This is a genomic window from Formosa sp. F44 (genome assembly GCF_056238645.1).
Genome location: NZ_JBWDLJ010000002.1, coordinates 831683 through 858462, shown reverse-complemented (window position 1 = coordinate 858462; position 26780 = coordinate 831683). Strand labels below are relative to the sequence as shown.

Sequence of the window (26780 nt, the reverse complement as noted above, 5' to 3'; positions counted from 1 at the left end):
TTTAATTTTGGCAAGAATATAGCATAGTAAAAACGGAATTAACCAAATACTATTCTTGTTTATTTTTCTGTTATATTTACAAAATATTCTCTCTAAAAGACATAAAAACCAACACTTTTATGTCTTTTAGATTAACGCTAAACAAAACAATTCGGAGGTATATATCTTCCGGATAAATAAAATAAAATCAATATGTCTTGGTTTAAAAGAAAAACAAAAGGTATTACTACCACCACCAACGAGAAAAAGGACATCCCTAAAGGGCTCTGGTACAAATCTCCAACAGGTAAAATTGTAGATACCGACGAATTAGAAGAGAATTTTTATGTGAGTCCAGAAGATGGATATCATGTTAGAATAGGAAGTAAAGAATACTTCGAAATACTTTTCGACGACAATACCTTTAAAGAATTAGATGCAAATCTTACATCTAAGGATCCTCTTAAATTCGAGGACACAAAAAAATACCCAGACCGTTTAAAAGCCGCACAAGACAAAACAAATCTTAAAGATGCTGTTAGAACTGGTGTTGGTAAGTCTAAAGGTAAAGATATAGTTATTGCCTGTATGGACTTCAGCTTTATTGGAGGTTCTATGGGAAGTGTAGTTGGAGAAAAAATTGCACGCGCCGCTAATTACTCTATTAAAAACAAGATTCCTTTAATGATTATTTCAAAATCTGGAGGAGCACGTATGATGGAAGCCGCATTATCTTTAATGCAATTAGCAAAAACATCTGTAAAACTAGCTCAATTGGCCGATGCAGGAATTCCTTACATCTCTTTATGTACAGATCCTACAACAGGAGGTACAACAGCTTCTTTTGCCATGCTAGGAGATATAAACATTAGCGAACCTGGAGCATTAATTGGTTTTGCAGGTCCAAGAATTGTAAGAGATACTACAGGGAAAGAACTTCCTGAAGGTTTTCAAACTGCAGAATTCTTGTTAGAACATGGGTTCTTAGACTTTATTACACACCGTAAAGAATTAAAAAACAAAGTGAACTTATACATCGATTTAATTACAAATCAGCCTATAAGAGCTTAGTAATTAGAAAGCGAGCAGTTTGTTTCTTTTTTTATCATCTTCATAAAAGATCACAAATACAGTATTAAATTATATAATATTGTTATATTTGCAGCGCGAAAGATACGCTTTCGTGTACATAACAATCATTTACAATAATATTAGAATGTATTTATCAAAAGAAGAAAAGCAAGAAATGTTTGCTAAACACGGTAAAGGGAAAAACGATACTGGTTCAGCTGAAGGGCAAATTGCTTTGTTTACACAAAGAATTAATCACTTAACAGAACACTTAAAAAAGAATCGTAAAGATTATAATACTGAGCGTTCTTTAGTAATGTTAGTAGGTAAGAGAAGAAGCTTACTAGATTATTTAACAAAGAAAGATGTCTTAAGATATCGTGCCATTGTTAAAGAATTAGGATTAAGAAAATAAGAAAAGAGAGGCTTTATGCCTCTTTTTTTAGTTTACACGTCTCGTAAGAGATAAGATAAAAAGCTATTACTTAGTTTTTCATTGGTCACCCACACAACAACTACAACACAACGACCATTGTTTAATTAGAATAAAAAAATTTATGATTCCAAAAGTTTTTAAAGAGGTTATAGACCTTGGTGATGGAAGAGAAATTACCATCGAAACCGGAAAATTAGCTAAACAAGCTCATGGATCCGTTGTTGTACAATCTGGAAAGTGTATGTTATTATGTACGGTTGTTTCAAATTACAAGCAAGCAGATGTCGACTTTTTACCATTAACGGTAGATTATCGTGAAAAATTTGCTGCTGCTGGTCGTTATCCAGGTGGTTTTTTCAAGAGAGAAGCAAGACCAAGTGACGGTGAAGTATTAACTATGCGTTTAGTAGACCGTGTTTTACGTCCGTTATTCCCAAAAGATTATCACGCAGAAACACAAGTTATGATTCAGTTAATGTCTCATGACGAAAATGTTATGCCAGAAGCTATGGCTGGTTTAGCCGCTTCGGCAGCCATCCAATTATCAGATTTCCCTTTCGAATGTCCAATCTCAGAAGCTAGAGTTGGTCGTATTAATGGAGAATTTGTTATTAACCCAACCCGTGCACAATTAGAAGAATCTGACATCGAAATGATGATTGGAGCATCTTACGATTCTGTTATGATGGTTGAAGGTGAAATGGATGAAATTTCTGAGGAAGAGATGGCAGATGCTATCAAATTTGCTCATGAAGCAATTAAAGTTCAAATTGATGCTCAAGTACGTTTAGCAGAAGCTTTTGGTAAAAAAGAAACTCGCGAATATACTCCTGCAGAAGTTAACGAAGAATTAGAAAAAAGAATACACGATTTAGCATACGATAAATGTTACGCTATTGCAAAACAAGGAACGTCTAAAGTAGAGCGTACTAATGCATTTGCAGAAGTTAAGGAAGAAGTTAAAGCGTCTTTCACTGAAGAAGAAATGGCAGAATTTGGCCATCTTGTTAGCGGTTATTATAGTAAAGCAGAAAAAGAAGCTGTTCGTGAATTAACATTAAGCGAAGGCTTACGTTTAGACGGAAGAAAGACTGACGAAATAAGACCAATTTGGTGTGAGGTAGATTATTTACCTTCAACTCACGGTTCTGCAATCTTTTCTCGTGGAGAAACTCAGGCTTTAGCAACTGTTACTTTAGGAACATCTAGAGACTCTAACAAAATAGATATGCCATCTTACGAAGGCGAAGAAAATTTCTATTTACATTATAACTTCCCTCCTTTCTGTACAGGTGAAGCTAGACCATTAAGAGGAACATCTCGTAGAGAAGTTGGTCATGGTAACTTAGCACAACGTGCATTAAAAGGAATGATTCCTGCAGATTGCCCTTACACAGTACGTGTAGTATCTGAGGTATTAGAATCTAATGGTTCTTCTTCTATGGCAACCGTTTGTGCTGGAACAATGGCAATGATGGATGCTGGTGTTAAAATGACAAGACCTGTTTCTGGTATCGCTATGGGGTTAATTTCTGATGGCGACCGTTACGCAGTATTATCTGATATTTTAGGAGACGAAGATCACTTAGGTGATATGGACTTTAAAGTAACAGGTACTACTGAAGGTATTACAGCTTGCCAAATGGATATTAAAATTAAAGGATTGTCTTACGAAATTTTAGTAAATGCACTAAAACAAGCTCGTGAAGGTCGTTTACATATCTTAGGTAAAATTACAGATACTATTGCTACTCCAAACGAAAGTGTTAAAGAACATGCACCTACAATGGTTACGCGTCGCGTTCCTAACGAATTTATTGGTGCTTTAATTGGACCTGGAGGAAAAGTAATTCAAGAAATGCAGAAAGAAACTGAGACGACTATCGTTATTAACGAAGATCCAGTAACTGAAGAAGGTATTGTTGAAATTTTAGGTGTAGGTAGTGAAGGTATTAATGCTGTATTAGCAAAAATAGACGCTTTATTATTTAAACCAACAGTGGGTAGCGTTTACGAAGTTAAAGTAATTAAAATGTTAGACTTTGGAGCTGTTGTAGAGTATACAGAAGCACCAGGGAACGAAGTTTTATTACACGTAAGTGAGTTAGCTTGGGAACGTACAGAGAATGTTTCTGATGTTGTTAATATGGGAGATGTATTCGATGTAAAATATTTCGGAACAGACCCTAAAACACGTAAAGAAAAAGTATCTCGTAAAGCGATTTTGCCAAAACCAGAAGGTTATGTAGCAAGACCACCACGCGATCGTGACGATAGAAAACCTAGAGATAATAGAGGTCGTGACAACAGACGTGACGATAGAAAACCTAGAGAAAGAAAAGACGATTAATTTTAGATTTTTTCATATCATACCAAAAAGCCAACCTTGTTCGTACAGGGTTGGCTTTTTTCATTTAGAAACATCTAGTATCAGACATATTTGAAATCTCAGAATCAACATATTAATTTCATGCTTTTTAATTTAAAATAATTAGAGAAATTAAAAGGATCATTTTAGTTGAAACAAGTTTAGTTTATAAAAAACCTTACATCCCAATAAAATAATTCAAAACTTTTGTAACATTTATAATAAACCTTACGTATAACTAAAGACAAAGGAGTATTCACTTAATTTACAGGAGAACTTTACATGAGACAACTTAAAATTACGAAGCAGGTTACAAACAGAGAAACAGCTTCGCTAGATAAATATCTTCAAGAAATTGGAAAAGTTGACTTAATTACCGCAGACGAAGAAGTAGAATTAGCACAACGTATTAAAGCAGGAGATCAAGTAGCTTTAGAAAAGTTAACAAAGGCTAACCTACGTTTTGTGGTTTCGGTAGCAAAGCAATATCAAAATCAAGGACTAACATTACCTGATTTAATTAACGAAGGTAACTTAGGATTGATAAAAGCAGGACAACGTTTTGATGAAACACGTGGGTTCAAATTTATATCTTATGCTGTATGGTGGATTCGTCAGTCTATCTTACAAGCATTAGCAGAACAGTCAAGAATTGTACGTTTGCCATTAAACAAGATTGGATCTATTAACAAAATCAATAAGACTTTTGCTTTTTTAGAACAATCTCATGAACGTCCGCCAAGTCCTGAGGAAATTGCCAAAGAATTAGATATGACCATTAACGATGTTAAGGAGTCTTTAAAAAATTCTGGCCGTCACGTCAGTATGGATGCACCTCTTGTACAAGGAGAAGATTCAAACTTATACGATGTATTAAATAGTGGGGAATCGCCTAATCCAGATCGCGAACTGTTACATGAATCTTTACGTACAGAAATAGAACGTGCGTTAGAGACGTTAACACCACGTGAAGCAGACGTTATTCGTTTATATTTCGGATTAGCAAATCAGCACCCAATGACGCTAGAGGAAATTGGTGAAACATTCGATTTAACACGCGAACGTGTAAGACAAATAAAAGAAAAAGCAATACGTAGATTGAAACACACGTCTCGTAGCAAAATATTAAAAACATATTTAGGATAACCTAAAGAAAGTAACAAACGGTTAATGCTCTTAAAGAGTATAAAAACTGTTCGTTTTTTGATTGATGAAAGAACCTTCGGCTGATTACCGAAGGTTCATTTTTTTATATTACATTTGCCAAAAATCTTAGTATAATGACTTCAAAATTAATTGCTCCCTCTATTTTAGCCGCCGATTTTGGCAACCTCCAACGCGATGTTGAAATGGTTAATAATAGTGAAGCAGACTGGTTTCATATCGATATAATGGATGGCGTTTTTGTTCCTAATATTTCTTACGGAATGCCTGTTCTTAAAGCCATATCTCAACATGCCACAAAAACTATCGATGTCCATTTAATGATAGTGGATCCAGACCGATATATTAAAACTTTTGCAGAGTTAGGTAGTGATATTCTTACTGTACACTATGAAGCTTGTACACATCTTCATCGCACAATTCAAGCCATAAAAGCTGAAGGCATGAAGGCTGGTGTTGCCTTAAATCCGCACACAAACATTAAGGTATTAGAAGATATAATTAATGATATTGATGTTGTTTTAATAATGAGTGTAAATCCTGGTTTTGGAGGTCAGAGTTTTATTGAAAACACTTACAATAAAGTAAAACAATTAAAGAAACTTATAGAGCAAAAAGGAGCTACAACGCTAATAGAAATAGATGGTGGTGTTACAGATAAGAATGCAGAAGCTTTAATTGAATGTGGTGCAGATGTTTTAGTAGCAGGAAGTTATGTTTTTAAAAGCACAGATCAACTAAAAACGATCTCCAATTTAAAAAGTGCTATTAATTCTTAATATTTAATTAACGAATTGACACTTAAGTGACTAATAAATTTTGATTATGTTAGCTCTAGATTTATTTAATTGTATTTAAAATAAAAAATACGTCAATTATCAATAAATAATAAAATAACCCCAATTATAAACAATTAAATATTATTTTTAATAAAAATTTTAATTATGAAAAAAACTACTATTATACTTTTTTTTCTAATGTTTAGCACATTAGCCTACAGCCAATTTAGAGGTCGTGAAACGTGGGTATTTAGTGCTGGTATTAATGTTTTAGACAATAGTGCTTTTCAAGATCCATTACAAGGTACTGAAAAGTGGAGTTTTAATAATCCGTTTACTTTGGGTGCCGAATATAGATTTGATGAAGATTTCACTATAAGCCCAATGTTAAGTTTTAACAGTGTTGACGAAGTTTATGAAGATGGTGCACATGGCGGAAGAGGAGTAATTGAAGGAGGAACATACTTTTCTTTCGATGTTAATGCAAAATTTTATTTTGATGAATATATTGCTGAAAATGAAAACATAGATGCTTACGTCGGTTTAGGTGCTGGGTACTTTAATGTTGCTGATGAATCTAATGGTTCAGGAAACGTTACTCTAGGTTTTAGATATTGGTTTTCTCCAGTATGGGGATTAAGACTTCAAAGTTTAGCAAAATTTGCTTTTGACAATGACAAAGTATACGCAAACAATAATTTCATTCATAGTTTAGAATTATTGTACAGGTTTTAATAAACATAATAAGATTATAAAAAAAAGTAGAACAAATAATTTGTTCTACTTTTTTTTTGAAATTAAATGACATGAATGATATATGAGATTTTTAAATGGTATTATTCATAATTTATCGCTGTTTTTCAGGTAAAGATTAGTATAGTATCAAGCTCTTAAATGTAGATTACAAGATTAAAGCACATTAATTACAAAATGTCCAATCTTAAACCCAATTAGTGAAATGCGAGTAGTAAATTATTAAAACTTTGATGCTTATAAACTCTTAAGATTGAAATCAATTTTCGTGTATTTAAAGCCAATTTTAGGCATCATATTAAAGCCACTTCTAAATAACATCACACTTCATCTAAAAATCAAAACACAGCGCTTTTTATAACATTAAACTACTCTATTTAACTTATTGGTACGGTAAATTTGAAGATCCATCCTTTTAGTTAATTTATCTTTCTGTATTACAGATATCTAATTCGTTATCCAAATAAAGTTCAATACAAACTTGCTAAACAGATAAAAGCAACAATACGTTTTATATACTCATAGAACTATGATAATATAAATTTTTAGCGCATAAAAAAACTCAGATATATAACCTGAGTTTTTAAATTATAAGGTAAAATACTGTACTTAAAATTTTCTAATTGAATCTTTAATAGAGTTTTTAAACCAACTCCAAGTATACTTTTTTAAAGATATTTCATTATTATTATACCCATATCCGTATCCATAATTATATCCATAACCTTTAGTTGTTTTAGAATCACTAATATTATTAACAACATAAACCATGTTATTAAGTTTTTTATCGGTATACAATTCACGTGAAAATCCTAACAATTTTTTATCGGTAAATCCTGCACGTGTAACATAAACACTAGCATCCGCATATTGAGAAATTAACAAGGTATCCGTGACGAGTATTATAGGGGCCGTATCAACAATAATATAATCATAAATCTGCGTTGCATCCTCCAAAAGTAGCTCTAATCGCGCATTAGATAATAATTCAGATGGATTGGGCGGAATATTTCCGGCAGTTAAAATATCTAAAAAATTGTTATCAAATTTACTTTTCTGCAAATAATCTTTCCAATTAGCTGATGATTGAAAAAGAAAATCGGATAAACCTTTAGCTTTTTTATCACCTTCAGATATTGTAATTTTCGGATTTCTTAAGTCTGCTCCAATTAATAAAACCTTTTTATTAATACTTGAAAACGCCAAAGCTAAATTAACAGAAACAAATGTTTTTCCTTCTCCCTTTATAGTAGAAGTCACATATATTACGCTACCCGATTTTCCTTCTTTAGGTTTTAAGATATATTTTAAATTGGTACTTAGTATTCTAAATGACTCCGCTAGTATTGTTCGATCATGTGGATTTTGAAATAACTTATCTTCAGACTTTACTTCTGGTATTTCTCCAATAATAGGAATCTTTCTAGTAAATTTTAAAATATCAGATTTATCGTGAATCTTATTATCTGATTTAAAGATTAGAAATAAAATTCCAAAAGGAACAAGTAATCCCACTAACAATCCTTTAATATACATTCCCTTCGAATCGGGACTTACGGGTAAACCAGAACTAGCTGCATACTCAACCACTTTAACAGACGGAGACGTAATCGCTAGATTAATAGCTGCTTCCTCTCTTCTCTGCATAAATAATAAGTATAAATTTTCTTTTATATTTTGCTGACGTTCAATTGATCTTAATATCTTTTCTTTTTGAGGCATTTTTCTCACTAATTCTATAGCAGAATTTTCCTCATTAACCAATCGGTTTAAAGACAAATTTAATTGTTCGTAATATGCATCAAGAGAACTTTTTAAATTTCCTCTAACATCCATAAGTTTCTTATCTAGAGCAACAACCATGGGATTATTTTCCCCGGCACTAGAAATTAAACCTTCTCTCTCCAATACAATACTATTATATTTAGAAATAATACCATTCGTACTAGCACTTTCAAGTCCTACATTTTCTGGCATTAAAGTACCCAGATCATCATTTGATAAAGGGCTTTTAAGTAATTTAGATAAAGCAAGTTGATTTTCTATTTCCAGAACTGCATTTTCAGAATTTGTTCGCTTAGACATGCTATAAGACGCATCGGAAGAAAAAGAAACTAAGTTATTATCCTGTTGAAATTCTTTCTTATTAACTTCTATGGAATCTAGTTCATTAGCAAGATACATAAATCGTTCATTAACAAAATCGATTGTACGTTGAAAAACTAGCTGTCTATCTGTTACACCATCAAAATTAAATTGTTCTACAATCTTATTCAAAGCATCTTCCGACCTTTTTCTATTTTCTCCAACCATAGACAAAACTAAAATATCAGTAGATCCCGACTTACTCACAGAAATAGAATTAGAGAGCCTTCCTGCTTCTGCGGATAAAGGTTTTATAGTGACTTTATACGATAAACCAATATAATTTTTTATCCATGATTGCGATTGAATCAAAAATGGAAAATCTGGTTTTGGTGAGTTTAAAGAATACCCCTCTACAGTGAACATAATATCCTCACTCCCCTCTTTACTAACAATTAAACCATCCTCCGTAATTTCAATATTAAATGTTAGATATGGAATTTGATTATTAGGTTTTAAATATATAAGTTTTAAAGGACCATTCCACAACTCCTTCTCTGTGAACTGACCTTTTACAAAATATCGAATATGAAGATCTAAACTATCTACTACCTTTTCTAGTAAACGGTTAGACTTGATAATAGCTATTTCATTATCTAAATTTTTAGAATCTCTAAATAAACCACCACCTTGAGTAGACAACTCAAGCCCTTTAGATTCATCTAGAATTTTAATTTTCGCATAAGAAACATAAGTTTCAGGAGTATATCTTAAATATAAGAATACGGCTAATATCGCTACACTAACGGAAAAGAAAAACCATTTCCAATAATGTAAATATTTTAAAATCTCATCTTTTATATTAATACCAGAAGCATTATTTTCGGTATTATCATCTAAAAATTCTTCACTCATTAGTTTAGCTCTTAATTAATAATACAAGGGTAAGAATAAAAGAAACTACACCAAATACCCCTGTTATATTTGTAATATAACCAGCTTGTTTAACAGCCGGACCATTTGGATTAACGAGTATTATATCATTCTGTCTCAAATTATAAAATTCACTTGTAAACCAATCGGTTTTTGTCATATCCACATGACCAACGGTTCTTACACCATCCACTTCTCTTATTATAAGGATATCCTCACGAACTCCGTTGATTGTTAAATCACCCGCCATACCAATAGCTTGTGGTAAAGTAACAGTTTCTTCCTCAAAAGTGATTGTTCCAGGGCTACCAACTTCACCCAGCACGGTTATTTTTGCATTAATAACACTTACAATAACTGTTGGATTTTTTAAATGCCCCTCATTCACTAAAATTTTAGTGATATCAGATTCTAATTCCTTAGTAGTTTTACCAGTTGCAGTTATACTACCTAAAATAGGAAAAGTAATGGTTCCATCGCTTGAAACTAAATACCCTATTGACTTTAAAGGTCTCGCTTCTTGAGAACCAGCACCTCCTTGGCTAGAGATATTTCTGTTATATGGAATTGCTGCTTCAGGAATTAATGAATTTACATTAATAGATAGAATATCATTAATTTGAACTTGAGGCGAAAAATTAATAACATCTTTAGGAATATTCTCGTAATCCTGAAAATACAATATCTCTTTCTTTGTAGAACAAGAATTCAATATCACAAGAAAGGAGATTAACCCCAATAATCTAAATAACTTCATTAAATATATTTTTTTAATTTACAAATATAAGCCGAATATAAAGAACTCCGATTGTGTTCCTAAAGGTTTTAATTTACCTTTTATTAATTAATTAGGTGTAATTTCTTTAAAAATTTATTCATTTTAATGCGTTGTTTAAACACACTATAATTTATAAAAAACGGCAAAGAAAACATGAGAAGACCTGCTAAAATAACAATTAATAATTGAAAATTAACATTAAGTCCTTGCGCTAATAAGGCACCAATTAACACAGATGTGGAAGCTATTGAAATCACTAAAGTGACCTGCCAATGCTTTAAACCCAGTTGTAACATATGGTGATGTATGTGATTTTTATCGGGACTAAACGGATGTTTTTTAAGAATAACAACACGCACATAAAAAATTCGAAGTGTATCCAAAAGAGGAAAAAATAATATTGCCAGAACAATTATTGGTGCATTTAAATGAAATTGTGCCATCGGATTTAATTGGTTAATACTAATAAAGGCAACCGATTGAAATGCGAGTAAAAAACCAACAACCATGGATCCTGTATCTCCCATAAATATTTTTCTAACCTTAGAAAAATTAAAATATAAAAAAGGAATTAAGGCGCCTACTAGAGCTAAAGACACCACTGTTAAAGACATTTCTTGCATATTAAAAAACAAGAATCCATAAAACATCGAAACTAATAATCCTACGGAACCAGCTAAACCATCTAAACCATCTATTAAGTTATATGCGTTTATTATTAGAATAAAAACAAATAAAGTAAATCCTATAGAGATAAAATACGGTAAATCTTCAAGGCCCAGAATACCAGAAAAAGTTGTAATTCTAATATCGGTTATTAAAATAACCATAAGTGCAGCGATGATTTGCCCTAACATTTTTTTCTTAGGTGAAAGAATTAAAATATCATCCTTCACTCCTAAAAAGAATAGAATTATTAACGCTCCAACTATTGGCATTAATAATTTTGCATCTAAAAATGCACCACATAAAGTTAATACAATGGCAACGGCAAAGAAAATTCCAATACCTCCTAAGGTCGGAACTGTTTTGGAGTGCACACTTCGTTTATCCGGAACATCTACCAATTGCTTTGCATGGGCAATAAAAATAATTGTAGGAAAAGCTAAAAAAGCAGTAACTAAAGCTAGAAGAAAAGGAAAAAACAACAGGGTTGTTCCGTTTCCATTTTGAATGATTTGGTTGATTAAATTCATTAATAGCGATTTTGGGTCAGTATGTATTATAAAAATATAAACAATTACATAGTTATGAAATAATCACATTACTAAAAAATAAAGTAACGCAAATGGATTCAAGAACTCGGTTTAATACAAATGCTTATATCTGTTAATGTTGTAAAAATAGTTTTTACTTTTTAAATAACTGAGGAATTTTAGATAAGTTTTTTGAACAAATAACTAAGGCTGGGCTACTGATATTATTTCCTTTTACGGCCATATAATCCTCCCGAGTCTTTAACCAAATATTCTTTAAACTTCTATTACTTGCACCTCCAACACGCATTTTAGTAATTACTTCTGGCAAATAATTGAATTGTAATGTTGTGTCTTTAAAGATCCTTAACATTAAATCGTAATCTGCAGCGATTTTAAAGGCAATATTAAATACCCCATGCTTTTCATAGACCGCTTTCTTTAAAAACAACGTTGGATGCGCTGGCATCCAACCTTGCTTTAGTAATTTATCTGAAAATGGCTTACTTGTCCAGTTGCGAACAATCTTTTCTGAATTGGTTGCGTTTATATAGTGTAAATCACCATAAACGCCATCTACCTTATTAGAATTAAACGCCTCAACAATATGACTAATAGTCGCATTCGTAGAAAAAAAATCATCAGAATGTAAAAAACCAACAATATCCCCTGTAGCTTTCTTTATTCCTTTATTCAATGCATCATATATACCTTTATCCGGTTCTGATACACTAATTATATTTTCATGCTTAAGCTTCGCCTTTTCAATTATGCTTAAGGTATTGTCTTTAGATGCTCCATCGATAATAATATATTCAATATTATTATAATCTTGAGTTAAGACAGATTGCAAACAATCTTCTATAGTTTTTTCACTATTATATGTAGCCGTGATAATCGAAACTTTCATTAATCTATTCTCTTTTACGTATTTGTTTTGCTGGATTTCCCTGATAAATATAATAAGCTTCTAATGTCTTAGTGGCAACCGAATTCACTGTTAAAATAGCATGAGATTCAATTTTCACATTAGGACAAACCACCGATTTTGCACCTACCCAGGCACCATCTTCAATTATAATTTCTCCAACCATTAAATCGAAAGTCGATTTTTTATAGTTATGATTTCCACATAACAACATGGCTTCTTGAGAAATACAAGCGTGTTTACCTATAGTCACTTGTGCTAGATTATCAATCCAAACCTTCTCTCCTATCCATGAATAATCGCCAATAGTTAATAACCATGGATATTTTATATTCACCCCTGGTTTTATAACGACTCCGGTTCCTATTCTAGCTCCAAAACATTTTAAAAGAAACACTTTTAAACTAGAAACAGGATTTAATGGATTTATAAAAAACAACACATTAATAAAATACCAGAGCAGGATTTTAAGTTTCCCTCCCGGTTGATACCAGTTATTATTATAATTTGATAAATCCGTCTTCAAATTATTGTTCTGCTTTAAGTAAATTATCGAAGTAACTAATTGTCTTCACTAAACCTTCTTCTAAATGAATCTTTGGTTCCCAACCATTTAATTCTTTTTTAGCTAAATCGATTACAGGTTTACGTTGTAACGGATCGTCTTGAGGTAATGGTAAGTGAATAATTTTAGACGTAGAATTTGTCATTTCGATAACTTTACTTGCCAATTCCATCATTGTAAACTCAACTGGATTACCAATGTTTACTGGTCCCATAAAACCATCACGACTATTCATCATTCTAATTGTTCCTTCCACCAAGTCATCTACATACTGAAAAGATCGTGTTTGCGAACCATCTCCAAACATTGTAATATCCTCTCCTTTTAATGCCTGAACAATAAAGTTAGAAACTACACGCCCATCATTAGGATTCATATTTGGACCATAAGTATTAAAAATTCTAATAATCTTAACGGCAACTTCATTTTGTAAATGGTAATCCATAAACAAGGTTTCGGCACAACGTTTTCCTTCATCGTAACAAGAACGTAATCCAATTGGATTTACATTTCCCCAATACGTTTCTGGTTGTGGATGTACTGCTGGATCTCCATACACTTCACTTGTAGAAGCTTGTAAAATCTTAGCGTTTACACGTTTCGCCAATCCTAACATATTAATGGCTCCCATAACAGAAGTTTTTATTGTTTTAATAGGATTGTATTGGTAATGTACTGGTGAGGCTGGACATGCCATGTTATAAATTTCATCGACCTCAATCATATAAGGTTGCGTAACATCGTGTCTCACTAATTCGAAATAATTGTGATCCATTAAATGTTCAATATTTTTTTTACTTCCCGTAAAATAATTATCCAAACAAATAACTTCATTGCCTTCGTTTAATAAGCGTTCACATAAATGTGATCCTACAAAACCTGCTCCTCCAGTAATTAAAATTCTTTTCATCTTTAAATAATGTGTTTCTAATTAAATAATTTTTTAGTATTTATAATAAGTTGTGGCTTTTGGGTAAATGATTTTGCAAAATCATATGCCGATTTAGACCATATATTAAATGTATCTTGATCCATGTCTGAGAAGGAATCTATCACCTTTACATATTCAGATGCATCCGACAATGGAATAGCAACCCCCGTTTTCTGTTCTTTTATATTGATCCAAGGGGTTTGATCGGAAATAATTACAGGACAACCATTTTGCCACGATTCCATAATTACGTGTCCGAAATTTTCGTGCATAGTTGGTAATAGTAAAACATGTTGTGCCTTTAAAACGTCCCTTAATTTATAATTTGGAACTGCCCCTAAATAATTTACTATTATATGACTAGGTAATGTCTTAATGTAATTTTCACAAGCCGTCCAGTATTCAGATTCATCAATCGGACCGATTATAGTAAAATTAATAGTATGCTCTGAACTTGTATGAGATAGATATTCTAAAGACTTTAATAAATTTTTCTTAAGTGCTATTCTAGAAAGAAAAAACACATTTAAACATTTTTTACTTTTTTCTTTTTCCTGATACTCACCCATTTTTGAAGATAAATTTGGTGCAATACGAATATCTAATTCATGTCCGAACTGCGTCTCGATTTCTTCTTTTTCCAAACTGGAGGTAGCGTGCCATACTACTTTTTTATGCAAGCCATTAAACTTAAATAAAGAAATAAATAGTTTCTTTTTCAAGGGTTTTATGGCTAAAGCCCCTTTACCTACCATACCTCGAGGTGCTAAAACCTGCTTTAAAACCGTTTTTTTAAATGTCCATAATGGAAGCAAGGTAAACTTAATAGAGAATAACGAATTGTAATACACATAATCGAAATGTTCCTCTTTAATCAACCTTTTATATAGTGCGCTATTCTGATGGTTTTCATCTAAATAAATCACTTTATAATTTGCTTTTACTTGCCAAGTATTAAATTCTATATTGTCGTAAGGAACAGATTCTCCTAAATCTTTATTTGAAGTTACTATAGATATATCAAATTCATCATGAAGATGAAACACTATATTATTTACAGATTGAATTGGTCCCCCAGCTTTGTATCCCGGTAAAAACCAATCTATAAAAATTAATATTTTTTCTTTTTTAGGCATTAATAATGTCCTTATAAATAGTTAAATAATCTTCTGCAATCTTATCAATATGAAATCTCTCAACGTTTATTTGCCCTTTATTTATTAATTCATTTTGCATCTCTACATTAGAAGTAATCGCTAACACAGCCTTTCTAATTTCTTCAACATTATAAGGGTTTACTAAATACGCAGTATCTCCTGCAACTTCTTTCATGGCTCCTATATTAGACGTAATAACAGGTCTACCAATCGCTTGGGCTTCAATAATAGGCATTCCAAAACCTTCATAAGTTGATGCAAACAAAACTAAATCACAGTTCTTATACGCTTGAACAATATCAGCATAAGGTATTTGAAACATAGATTTATATTCTAACTTATACAGTTCTAGAAGTCTCAATTGATCTTCTGTTAATTTTCCTATAATCGTTAATTTACATGGTATTCCGTTTAAAGCCTCAAAAGTACGTTCAATATTTTTATTAGGCTTAGTTCCAATCAATAAAATATTTGGACAAACAGTTTCATTATCTTTTGGACAATACCTTAATTCTGAATGCACTGGATTATAAACAACCTCTATTTTCTTTGAAGCGAAGGGAATAACTTTACATAGTTCTGCCTTAGTAAATTCAGAAATCACTGTAATTTTATTAACGATTATAGCGGGCAAAGTAAACCAAATTAGCTTAAGATAGAATCGTTTTAAAACATTCCCTTTTAAAATAGAACCAATATCATGAATAGTTAACACCGATTTTTTTCCTGTAACTAACGCCATATAATTTACGTCTCCAGTAATATGATTTATATGAGAAGGCGACTTCTTTTTAAAACTTAAAATATTTTTTAAAATTACAACTGGACTGCCTCCAGATAACTTGAGTTCTTGAGTATCTATCTCTATCCTATCTTTAAGTTTATCCTGAATTGCACCAAACAGCTCTTCAATACTGTTGTATTGTGACAAACGCTTTCTAAATATATAATTAACCTTTAGTTCCATTCGAAAAATTCCAATTCATATAATTTTTTGCATACCAAAAGAATAAAAATATAACGATTAATGATTTTACTAAATGATTTAAAACCACAAGAAGTTCTGTTTCTGCCTTAATTACTTGTAAAAATGCAATGGGTAGAAAAGCAATAAAGGTTATATTATTTAATACTATTTTAAATAGTCTTGTCCATACTTTTGCTAAAAAGAATCCCCAGGCGCTCATAAAAAGAATCCCTCCTGTTATGCCGTAATTTCCATATGCTTCCCCAATAATACTAATTCCCATGGAAGTACCATCCGATAAATCCAGACCTGTAAATCTTCTAAAATTTTCACGCCCCCCAGCTTGTGCTTTATTTGGATTCAAAAATCGAGGTAATATTGATGCAAAAACCGCATCTTCAATAGATTTACCCCCTATATAAGGTTGGTTAGCTGGTATGTGATTAATAACTGCACTAATAATCCAACCCTGATTTAATCTTACATTTGTTCCTGTTTCTCCTTCTTCGGCCTCACTAGTAGCACTACCACTAACTAGAGACTCAATCATTAGATTATAAAATAATTCAACTTGGTTACCCGAGTACCCTTCATTTAGAGAAGCTCTATATGCAAATTTCACGGACTGCAAGGTTGCCAAAGACAAAGCTCCTATAAGAAATGTTGTTAAAATAAAAAGTATTGAAGGTTTATTTTTAACAGCCCAAAACATATAAAAGAATACTAACCATAAAATTAAATCGTGAAACATTCCTCGAGCAAGAGCAGAAAGAAAAAGGTAGGCTAATGTCCCATAAAAAACTTTTCGTAACAAAGGGTCTTTCGAAAAATATAAAATAATTGCACCTGCAAATTTAAAATTAGATAATATAAAAGCAAAGAACCCTAAAGTTCCAGGTAAAAATCCACCTATTAAATCAAACAATACACCAATACCCAGAATTAATAATCCATATTTAGAAAAATACTGTAATTTATATATGGGTATGGCATAATTCTGTGTGTTTTTTATTCCTAAGAGAATAAAAATCATAAACGAAATATATGCAGGTACAATAAAACTCATATAAGTTTCTTGATCTACATACATATAATATCTATAATGGTTTGAAGGGTTTGCATATTCTATTATGGGACCAATGATCCATTGTAATCCCGCAATCAAAGTCATTAACTCCAATATAGGCACACTTTTCCCCAAACGTTTCACGAATAGAATAGCTAAATATATAACCGATACGCAACCTATTAAAGTCCAACCTTCCATGTAGTTAATATAATTCCATATTAAAATTCGCCCTCTAAAGATTCAACGATTTTAGTAAAATTCCATTGCGCTATATTACGTTGAGCTTGTTCTCCCATAATCTTTAACTCTGAAATTAAAATTTCATTAAATATATTTATTAACTCATTTTCGTTATCATAATTGAACACATAACCATTTTCCTTTGACTGTATGACATCAGACGCACATCCAACTTTATTACTAACTATTACTGGTCTAGAAGATGCCATAGCTTCATTTACCGCTAACCCCCAAGTTTCTCCTGGTCCTTTGGATGGTAAACAAAACACATTACCTAAGCGATACAGTATAGGCATTTTACTTTGATTTTGAAAAGGTATGATTTTTATATTTGGATCTTGTTCCGACAAGGTTACTAATTCCTCTTCAAGCGGACCATGACCAACTAATAACAACTTTAAAGGCGTTTTCCTACTTAGATTAGCTTTTTGAACAGCATTTAACAAAAAGTCAGGTTGCTTTTTAGATTCGAATTTACCTGCAAATAACACTACTAAATCATCTGGAGTATATCCTAATTCGTTTCGCCAACTTAATGCTAAAGCTTCATAATTATTAGTTTCAGAGTCATTAAATCTAGCATTATCAATAGCATGAGGCGCCAATACCAATTGACTGTCTTTTAATCCTACGGATTTAAAATAAGCTTTATTCTGAGAGCCTACGTAAAAAGCTTTATCTATATACCTATATATATAGGTTAAATAATACTTTCGTAAGACTTGCTTTAGTCCCGGGCTATCATCTAACAATGTCGAATCTCCTCTAAACCAAACGGGAATTTTCCCTTTAAAATATTTCATAGCACTTAAATGACTTTTTAAATACCATCCAAAGATTAGAATAGCATCTGGCTGCCAAGTACTAATTTTATCATTTAATTGAGGGCAATCAATTCCGTTTTTATGGTGTGTTCCAGGATCTTCGGAAACGTTATTTATAAACTCATAAGTATATCCTTCTAATAATGGAATATCCCATTTAATAGTTTTACCAAATGTTTTGTCTTTAACTTCTTCTGATGCTTGCGACCAAGTGTAAAACACTTTCACCTCAATTTTATTACGTTCCGAAAGTAATTTAAACCATGGTGCGTAATATTGTATGGGATGCGTTGTAACTATTGCTAATTTTTTCAATTAAAATTATTTGATTTTTTTAATATTATTTACCAGTAAGTCAGGCCATTTATTATTTTGAGGATAAATCCCTTCAAATTTAATATTATTAATTTCTTTTGGCCTGCATTCTTTCACCCAGGTTTCCGGATGATGTATAACAACTGCGTTCGATATAAAAGCTGCCCAATAACTATAACTACTGCCTTTTGTTGTTACTAATATTTGGCTTTTAGATAACATTACTAAATCCACCAAATCATTAACCGTATTAAACAATGATACATTGGGTAATTCTAAAACACTTGATAATTCACTTTCATGTCCATCTGAAAAAATTGTGACATCTAATGAATTTCCATTTACTTTTCGTAAATCTTTAATTACATTTATATAATAAGATAAATCTAAGACGGCTCCGTTTGTTATAAAGTCACCTCTTCTAATATGGACTCCTATAATAGGATTTTTTATCTTTTCGATAGTTTGCGAATGATTGGTTTCAATCATTTCAAAAAAAGAGTTCAATATATCATCTCTATAATTTTGTAATAGAGGTATATCGGCAACCAAAGGAGTTGATTCAAACTTATAGTATTGCTCTCCAGATTTTTTATTTTCTTCAAAGGACCGTATTACTGGAGCTTTATAAAATTGGATTTGTTTCCAAATTGAAATTTTAGGTGTCTTAAAGAAATTCTTGTACCATCGTTTAGATTTCTCTCTTCTTAAGACACTTCCTATTGGTATGTGCACCCAGCTTTTTACAAGTAAGTCTGCATCATTTTCTTTGCACCATACAAAAGCCTTTGCCCATGTTATAATTTTATTACAAAGTCCATACCTTGGAAATTCTAAATATAAAGTTACTTTATTATTATCCATTATACTTTTCTTTCAGTTTTAAAAATTACTTTATCCATAACCTCAGCCAGTACTTTTGCAGACTGCTTTGAAGAATACTGATCCAATGATTGTAATTCAGGAGACCAATCCTCTTCTTTCTGAAAAGATACCAAAGCATTTACCATAGCTCTAACAATATTTGGTTTTGTATCGCCTTCAGCGTATGGTACTAAATATGCATCTGCCTTTACGTCTTTTATAACTTGAACTGCCGAACTTTCTGCGTGTAAAACAGTAAATAATGGACGTTCACTTAATAAACATTGAAATGTTTTTGAAGCTGTATAATGTTTCTCGGTACTACCAAATAACATAACACGATCTGCTTGCGACAAATAATTTAAAATGTGCAAAAATGGTTGGCGTTCTCTTTGCTCTATCACAATATTTTCTAAACCATAATCCGATGCATAAGCTGTAATTCGTTTAGCGGGATATTGTCCCGTACCAATAAAGAACAGCTTAATATTATTATCCCAATTTCCACTATCCTTTAAATCGTTTATTGCTTTAAAAAAGCAATCCATAAATACATGTGAATTAGGCAAGAATGCCCCAGCATAAATCCAAGGCTTACAATTTTCTATTCCATCCCAAGGCATTTTTAATCCTTCTAGTTTTAATTTATGATCATTAGGATCGAAACCATATGGCATCCCCACATGTTCAGGTGGTGTTTTAAAATTACGTTCTATAACTGGCCAGTAGTAAGGTGTAGATACTCCAGTAATAAATGATGCTTTTTTCACCGCATAAGGTTCTAAATTACTAGCAACTAGTTGGCTTAACTTCGCTCTTGTATCATTCTGATTTGTAATATCTCTTACCCAAGGATCGATATAATCAATTCCATAAGGAATACCTGTTTTTTCATGTAATACACGACCTAATATAGCTGTGTAAAATGAAGGAATAGGAATCCAGATACAATCTATATTCCTTTCCTTACAAATTTGTAATGCTTTTTCTTTAAGAAAAGGAAATGCTCTTAATCCAATATCTCCTATAATACGAGGTTTAGAAACCTTATATGCTTTGGTATAAATAACTTCAATATCTTTTGAAGCTGTTTTCGAAATATGAGGATCTAAAGGCTCTTCATAAAATTCAGAATCTACCGTTAATAACAATGGATGCCAGCCAAACGATTTTAAATAATTTCCAATTAATCTAGGACGTTGCACTCCTGCTAAATTCGCAGGAACCCAATGTGGATATATGATAAGTACTGTTTTCAATTTGCTTTATTTTTAAAATATTCTTTTCCAAAGATTACTCAGTTTTCTTTCCTCAGTATTCCAACTTAACTGCTTACCCGTTTCGAACCTCAATACTTTATTCCTCTTAATTTCAACTTTCTGTTGTATTAACTGTAATATAGTGTTTTCAATATCTTCAACAGTTTGATCGCTCAAAACACCTAATATAGGGTATTTAGAAATAAACTGAGCTTGAGCTTTTGTATTTGTAGCCAAAATATATAAACCTGCTTGTGCATAAGTAACTATTTTATTTGTTAAACAAATTTGCCTATTTAGATCTCTTGAATTAAACTCTAAGGCCAAACCTACGTCAAATTTACTCAATAACTTATGAAGTTCTTTTTGTGCTAGAGGTGCCTTAACATGAATAAAAATTGGTTTCTTAATAAAATTTTTCTTCACAGACTTAATAATTTCCTCATTAAATTTTTCATCCAACTCTCCTATAAGTGTGACATCTATTATTACGTCATCTTTCCGAAATGAAATTTTAGACAATGCTTCGAAAAGCTGTTCTAAACCTCTACCGAAACTTATCTTTTGACTAAACCACACCAGTTTTAACGGTGAATCCAAATCATTATCAGAATTACAAGATTCACTTGGAAATTTGAACTCTTCTTCTATAAAGCCATTTAATATAGTTTCTGTGTTTTTATGACTACCAATTAAATCTAACGTATACTCACCTATTAGAGGGCTTGCAAATGTTAATGCTTTTGCTTTCGGCAAAAGTATTTTCATGAGATATTCCCTTCTCTGTTTTTCATTAACAGCATCAAAATCAACGGTTTCCCCAGGATGATAATCTTCAACATCAAAGATAAATGGTATGTTCCACAATAGAGCTAATTTATATGCAGGGTAAAGAGCTCCAAGGTTATGTGCACAAATTACATCTGGTGCAATGACTAATTCCTTGCCCTTAAAAAGTAACTGAAAAGACCTTCTGGTATTCCCAAAAGCATTAAAAGCAATATTTTTTGATTGTAATTTATAACCTTTTTTAGCTATTTTTTCGGCGAAACCATATATGAACCATTTAACTTTATTAGATGCAATGGCCTCAATTGGTACTATATTTAAATTAGATTTGGCTTCTTTATTAACTGCTTCTAATTGCGTTATTATAGTATCTGATTTGGCATCACTCCAATTATTAAGTGTAAACATAATAATAGTTACACGATGTTTAATCTGCAAAGCCAACTGTACCTCTTTTACAAGGCGCGGATTTGTAGCTAAATTATTGGTAGTTAAGAATAGTAAATGTTTCAAATTATTTTAATTATCTATTACAAATATTCGACCATAAAATGCAATGAATTTAACTATTTCCATTCTACAGTACTTTTCCTAAGCGTCATTATACTCCTGCCTAGAGAAGAATTATAATTATTTATCTATTGTTCATGATGAATTCTTGCCAAATCTTCAAAACTCCGATACTGACATTTAATGAGTTCTTTTTTCACAAGCTTATTTTTTTAATATTTGATTCCACATGTTCTCTAACTTCTTAGATTCTTGCTCCCAACTAAATTTTCTTCCTAACTGAAAACGCTCTACCGCTAAGCTTCTAATTTCCATCTCATTATTAATTAATTTCTTTAAACTTTTCTGTACTCCAAAAGTCGTTTGATTACAAATAATTCCCAAATTTTTATCCTTTTCAATAAATTGAACTTGTGCCTTAGTATCTGTAGCAAGAATATACAATCCTGCTTGTGCGTAAGTAATTATTTTATTTGTTAAGCACAATTCCCGGTTAAAATCTGCTTCGTTAAATTCTAATGCCAAACCTACATCAAATGTACTCAATAAATTATGTAATTGTGGCTGCGGTAGCGCTGGAAAACACTCTATTTCAACATTATTTTCTTTAAATATATTTAGATTAGGTTTTATTTTTTCATCGAAAAACACATCATCCATTTCTCCAATTAGAACTAATTCAATACTGCTTGCACCTAGAGATTTAAGCCCCAATAAAGCCTCAATTAAATTTTCTAAACCACGTCCAAAACCTACTTTTTGGCTAAACCAAACTAATTTTAGACTATCGTTTTCTCCCTTTTCTTTAGGGGCAATAAATTCTTTTTCTTTGAAACCATTTAGGACAAGTTCATGGCAATGATGTCCTCCTATTAATTTCAAGGTATATTCACCAATTAATGGACTAGCATAAGTAATGGCATTAGCTTTTGGTAAAATAAATTTCATTAAGTCTTCTCGACGTTGTTTCTCATTTATAGCGTCGGAAGAGATTGACTCCCCTGGGTGATAATCTTCTACATCAAATAAAAAGGGGGCTTTTATAATTTGGCTTAACATATAGCCAGGAAACATACTTCCACCACTGTGCCCCATAATTAGATCAATATGTGAATACTCTTGTTTTTTTAAAAACTGATGAAGTATTATAGCCGATTTATTACTTGCGAATCCATTTATCCAAACACTATCTTTTTTGAATTTATAAAGAATAGTAGCTAACTTTTGGTAAAATGTTGCTTTAATCCAGGGCACTAAAGGTGATCTACCTAAATCTAGATAATTTACCTTGACATTTAAATCGTTTATTATATCTACATCTTTATCTTTCCATAACTTACTTCTATTAACCATTACAACTTCACAGTTAACTCCGGCCGGAAGCGTCTGAATTGCTTTTACAGCTCTAGGTGTAGTAGATAAATTACCTGAAAGAATAAATAATACATTTTTCATATTATGCCTTTAGCATTTTTTGGAAAAGTTGTAAATATTCGTTGGCAATAAATTCTAAAGAAAAACGATTGACACAATCCTCTCTTACAACGTTTCTATCTATCTCATCTATTTTTAGAACGGCTTGTATCATTTCATCTACATTGTTGACCACAAAACCAGTAACACCATCTTTTACAACTTCTGGTACAGACCCTCTTTTAAATCCAATTATTGGCACCCCACAAGCCATAGCTTCTGCCATGACAATCCCAAATGGTTCTTCCCATTTAATTGGAAACAAAAATGCTTTTGCTTTCTGTAATAACTCTTTCTTTTGTGAGTCATTAACAGGACCTACATATTCAATTAGCTCATTATTAAGAAAAGGTCTAATTTGCGATTCAAAGTAAGCATCATGGCCTGGCTGAATATTACCTGCAATAATTAGCTTTTGATTACAAGCTAGGGCAACATCTATTGCTTCTTTAGTTCCCTTAATATCTTCAATTCTTCCTAAGAACATTAAATATTCCTTTTTTACAGTAGAGTTAGGAATAAAATAATCAACTAAAGTAAAATTATGTATAGGTGTAAAATTATTTGTATTAGGCAGATCTTTTAACATATGGGCTCCACAACATGTAAAATATAATTTATTTCCCGCAAGTTTAGACGAAATTCCTGTCGTTTTCACACTAATTGCCCTTCCATAAGTCATAACCATTGGAATATTCTTAAAAATCATAATAGGAAACATATAAAGTAACCTACCAAAACTATGAATAACATCTGGTTTTTCTTTACTTACAACTTGATACAATTTTCTTGAATTCCTAAAGGTATTTAAACTTCCTCTCGAATCTTTGGCAGGCCATGCATAAATTTTGGCATACGCCGATTTACTATCTTCATGCGCTACTAAAATGACATCATGGCCTATTGAGGTATATGCATTGACGAGTCCATCTACTAACCGCTCCACTCCTCCATAAAGTAATGGTGGTACCGGAATTTCAGGATCTACAGGTATAAGAATTTTCATATATCTATATTCATTTAAGTATTGCTTACTACAATCACTAGTTAATAACTTATTTCAAAAAAAATCAAACATATTTTATGTTTAAAATTAGAACAACAAATAAAATCGACAAAATCTAAAACTATAGCTTCTCTGAGATGCCTTATGTTAATTTCTAAAACAATTCCAATATGGAATTCTCAACAATAACAGCCACTTCGTTCATATCTTTAGGCTTGCCTACATTATTCTTTAAATTATTAAGTATTTCCTCTTTACTAATAATTTTTTCAATTTGCTTTAGTAAATCTTTAGAGTTACCATTTTCGAATAATAAGCCATTAACATTATGATTTATCATTCCTTTTATAGCCACATAATCTGAACCGATTACTGGAATTTGTCTTGTGGCCGCCTCTAAGATTACTAATGGTGCAACCTCATTAGAAATGGAGGGTAAAATTAAAACATCAACTTTATCTAGATAATCAGAAACTTCTTTCTGAGATAAAGCCTCATTCCAAATCACGTTTTCAGTGTTATTAGCCCATTTTTTATGTTTGTTGAAAAAATCAGATTCACCTCCTGAAGGATTGGTAATTATATGAAGCGTAGATTTAGGGCTAACTTGTTCCCAAATTGAAGCCAACAAATGGAAGCCTTTTGACGGATGCATCCTACCTATAAATGCAAAATGAAGAAATTCTTGTCTATTTTCAAGGATTTTAGTTTTATTCCTTTCTCTAAAAAAAAGAGGACTTATTCCTTGAGGAATTAATTTTGCTTTATTAACACCATTAGCTTTAAAAGCCTCTTGTATCCATGGAGCTATTGAGAATACGATATCGGCATAACTATCAATACGCTTCATTTCGGCTTTACGATGTTTAGCTTGATTAAAAGAAGCGGGTAATCTGTTTTTCAAAAAAGGAGTGTGTGACATATGTGCGATTACCTCCCCTAAACCTTTAGCAACACCCCCCTTATATCCTTTATTTTGCAGTACACAATTCAAACAACGAGATTCTATAATTTCACCATCGCAATTTTCTCTATTAAACAGTCTCATATCTCCTTTAATACAAAACTGGCCTCCTAAATGTGGTGTAAATACCGTCTTAATACCTAAATCATGAACTGCTTTTAAGTGATAGCTGTTTATTGCTCTTCCAAAGGAATGAAAGTGAATAACATCAGGACAAAACTCTTTTACACGTACTAAAAATGACTCCATCCCTCGAGGAGCTATTAAACCATTTAACTCTCTTGCGTCTGGTTTTTCAGGTATATTAAATGTATATATATCTATTTCTTCAAATTTATAATCAGATTGCTGTTCTTTGGTCGTAATTAAAACACCAACATCCCATCCATTATTCTTAAAATAACGACATAAATTTAAAACATAAACTTCTGTTCCAGCCCTATGAGAAGGGAAAAATGATTCTAGTGTAAAAAGAATTTTCATTTTAAGATTTCTGTTAATTAGGAAAAGTATTAATTAAATTATCCTGTATCTCCTTTAAAGACGTCTTTATCGACGACTTATCCTTATTATTATTAAAAAAAGTAATCACATTGTCTTGACTTTTTAAAACCTCATTAAAATTGTTAAAGCCATCATAAAACGGAATTCCTACTGAACTGAAATAATCATGAAATTTAAATTTTCCTGTACCAATGTTATTGTTTTTAATCCATATTGCAGGCACATTATAAGCGTGGGCAATTATAACACCATGTAATGATGTTGATAATATATATTCGCAACTATTAATTAAATCGATAACCTCCTCTACATTTTCGTTTATCATATCAATTATTTCATAAGACTCTCCATACGTCTCAACAAAATAATCATACTCAGAATAATGAGGAACAATACCTATTTTATTTTGAGAAGTTTTTTTTGCAGGGCTCGAATATATTAATGGCATTAGTAATGCGGGATCGCCTATAGCAATATCTGATTTAGAATTATATCCTATCTCCGATAATCTCTTTTTTGTTAGCTCTCCTCTAACTGCTAAAATTTTCACAGGTTCTCCTGTTAAAAACTTACTATCAAATTCTCTAAATCCGCTTCCCCAAACTATTGTTTGTCCGTTGGCATAATCAAGTATTGAACCAATTCCAAATAACACCGGTTGCCAAGGATAGGCTATAACCTGTCTAGAAGGAAGTCTAACTTTTTTAGTTCGTCTTAAATTTGAAAAAAGAACTCTATAGTAATAGAATAAACTGTAATAATGATTATACTTGAGTTCCGTGCTAAAATTTTTTTTTGCGATGTAAGGATTTAAGATATCTCCAAAATTAGAAATATCGCAATACCAAAATGCTCTCATACTTCTTTTCATTT

At 31.7% G+C, this 26780-nt stretch carries 23 protein-coding genes; 6 read left to right on the top strand and 17 right to left on the bottom strand.

Annotated features, from left to right (window positions below; all coding sequences use genetic code 11):
- Positions 1–192 precede the first annotated feature (192 nt).
- The 6 genes from accD (at position 193) to AC0UBM_RS08730 (ending at position 6532) form a co-directional block, all read left to right on the top strand.
- Complete coding sequence (gene accD, locus AC0UBM_RS08755; RefSeq protein ID WP_414036219.1) at positions 193–1050, top strand: acetyl-CoA carboxylase, carboxyltransferase subunit beta; 858 nt, start codon at positions 193–195, stop codon at positions 1048–1050.
- 145 nt (positions 1051–1195) lie between these two features.
- Positions 1196–1465, top strand: a complete 270-nt coding sequence (rpsO, locus tag AC0UBM_RS08750; RefSeq protein ID WP_382384154.1) for a 30S ribosomal protein S15 — start codon at positions 1196–1198, stop codon at positions 1463–1465.
- 142 nt (positions 1466–1607) lie between these two features.
- Positions 1608–3836 carry a polyribonucleotide nucleotidyltransferase gene (locus AC0UBM_RS08745; RefSeq protein WP_414036220.1) on the top strand — a complete coding sequence of 743 codons (2229 nt, stop codon included), beginning with the start codon at positions 1608–1610 and terminating at the stop codon, positions 3834–3836.
- 300 nt (positions 3837–4136) lie between these two features.
- Positions 4137–5000, top strand: a complete 864-nt coding sequence (locus tag AC0UBM_RS08740) for a sigma-70 family RNA polymerase sigma factor (protein WP_414036221.1) — start codon at positions 4137–4139, stop codon at positions 4998–5000.
- Positions 5001–5134: 134 nt separating this feature from the next.
- Positions 5135–5797 carry a ribulose-phosphate 3-epimerase gene (gene rpe, locus AC0UBM_RS08735; RefSeq protein WP_475688369.1) on the top strand — a complete coding sequence of 221 codons (663 nt, stop codon included), beginning with the start codon at positions 5135–5137 and terminating at the stop codon, positions 5795–5797.
- Positions 5798–5962: 165 nt separating this feature from the next.
- Positions 5963–6532, top strand: coding sequence for a porin family protein (locus tag AC0UBM_RS08730; RefSeq protein ID WP_475688368.1), 570 nt, complete (start codon positions 5963–5965; stop codon positions 6530–6532).
- Positions 6533–7159: 627 nt separating this feature from the next.
- Here the strand turns inward: AC0UBM_RS08730 and AC0UBM_RS08725 are convergent.
- The 17 genes from AC0UBM_RS08725 to AC0UBM_RS08645 form a co-directional block, all read right to left on the bottom strand.
- Positions 7160–9550, bottom strand: a complete 2391-nt coding sequence (locus tag AC0UBM_RS08725) for a GumC family protein (RefSeq protein WP_475688367.1) — start codon at positions 9548–9550, stop codon at positions 7160–7162.
- Between the two features lie 4 nt (positions 9551–9554).
- Complete coding sequence (locus AC0UBM_RS08720; RefSeq protein WP_475688366.1) at positions 9555–10325, bottom strand: polysaccharide biosynthesis/export family protein; 771 nt, start codon at positions 10323–10325, stop codon at positions 9555–9557.
- A gap of 83 nt (positions 10326–10408) precedes the next feature.
- Complete coding sequence (locus AC0UBM_RS08715) at positions 10409–11542, bottom strand: glycosyltransferase family 4 protein (RefSeq protein ID WP_414036226.1); 1134 nt, start codon at positions 11540–11542, stop codon at positions 10409–10411.
- Between the two features lie 154 nt (positions 11543–11696).
- Positions 11697–12452, bottom strand: coding sequence for a glycosyltransferase family 2 protein (locus AC0UBM_RS08710; protein WP_475688365.1), 756 nt, complete (start codon positions 12450–12452; stop codon positions 11697–11699).
- A 4-nt stretch (positions 12453–12456) separates the two neighbouring features.
- Entirely contained in the window at positions 12457–12996 is a 540-nt protein-coding gene (locus AC0UBM_RS08705) for a WcaF family extracellular polysaccharide biosynthesis acetyltransferase (RefSeq protein ID WP_475688364.1), read from the bottom strand.
- Position 12997: 1 nt separating this feature from the next.
- Positions 12998–13945, bottom strand: coding sequence for a UDP-glucuronic acid decarboxylase family protein (locus AC0UBM_RS08700; RefSeq protein WP_434037656.1), 948 nt, complete (start codon positions 13943–13945; stop codon positions 12998–13000).
- A 17-nt stretch (positions 13946–13962) separates the two neighbouring features.
- On the bottom strand, positions 13963–15102 hold the full coding sequence (locus tag AC0UBM_RS08695) for a glycosyltransferase family 4 protein (protein ID WP_475688363.1): 1140 nt from the start codon (positions 15100–15102) through the stop codon (positions 13963–13965).
- Positions 15095–16090 (bottom strand): glycosyltransferase family 4 protein, encoded by a 996-nt coding sequence (locus AC0UBM_RS08690; protein ID WP_475688362.1) that lies wholly within the window; start codon positions 16088–16090, stop codon positions 15095–15097. Before AC0UBM_RS08690 ends, AC0UBM_RS08695 begins: the two co-directional genes overlap by 8 nt.
- Positions 16074–17357, bottom strand: coding sequence for a hypothetical protein (locus AC0UBM_RS08685; protein WP_475688361.1), 1284 nt, complete (start codon positions 17355–17357; stop codon positions 16074–16076). The genes AC0UBM_RS08690 and AC0UBM_RS08685 overlap by 17 nt, the downstream gene beginning before the upstream one ends.
- A gap of 20 nt (positions 17358–17377) precedes the next feature.
- Positions 17378–18538, bottom strand: a complete 1161-nt coding sequence (locus AC0UBM_RS08680) for a glycosyltransferase family 4 protein (protein WP_475688360.1) — start codon at positions 18536–18538, stop codon at positions 17378–17380.
- A 6-nt stretch (positions 18539–18544) separates the two neighbouring features.
- Complete coding sequence (locus AC0UBM_RS08675) at positions 18545–19402, bottom strand: alpha-1,2-fucosyltransferase (RefSeq protein WP_414036234.1); 858 nt, start codon at positions 19400–19402, stop codon at positions 18545–18547.
- Entirely contained in the window at positions 19402–20661 is a 1260-nt protein-coding gene (locus AC0UBM_RS08670) for a glycosyltransferase family protein (RefSeq protein ID WP_475688359.1), read from the bottom strand. The genes AC0UBM_RS08675 and AC0UBM_RS08670 overlap by 1 nt, the downstream gene beginning before the upstream one ends.
- A gap of 12 nt (positions 20662–20673) precedes the next feature.
- Positions 20674–21963 carry a glycosyltransferase family protein gene (locus AC0UBM_RS08665; protein WP_475688358.1) on the bottom strand — a complete coding sequence of 430 codons (1290 nt, stop codon included), beginning with the start codon at positions 21961–21963 and terminating at the stop codon, positions 20674–20676.
- A 201-nt stretch (positions 21964–22164) separates the two neighbouring features.
- Positions 22165–23415, bottom strand: a complete 1251-nt coding sequence (locus AC0UBM_RS08660) for a glycosyltransferase family protein (protein ID WP_475688357.1) — start codon at positions 23413–23415, stop codon at positions 22165–22167.
- A gap of 1 nt (position 23416) precedes the next feature.
- Entirely contained in the window at positions 23417–24439 is a 1023-nt protein-coding gene (locus AC0UBM_RS08655) for a glycosyltransferase (protein ID WP_475688356.1), read from the bottom strand.
- 154 nt (positions 24440–24593) lie between these two features.
- Positions 24594–25886, bottom strand: coding sequence for a glycosyltransferase (locus tag AC0UBM_RS08650; protein ID WP_475688355.1), 1293 nt, complete (start codon positions 25884–25886; stop codon positions 24594–24596).
- Positions 25887–25899: 13 nt separating this feature from the next.
- A complete protein-coding gene (locus AC0UBM_RS08645) occupies positions 25900–26778 on the bottom strand; it encodes a polysaccharide pyruvyl transferase family protein (RefSeq protein WP_475688354.1) in 879 nt (292 codons plus the stop codon).
- Positions 26779–26780: the final 2 nt, after the last annotated feature.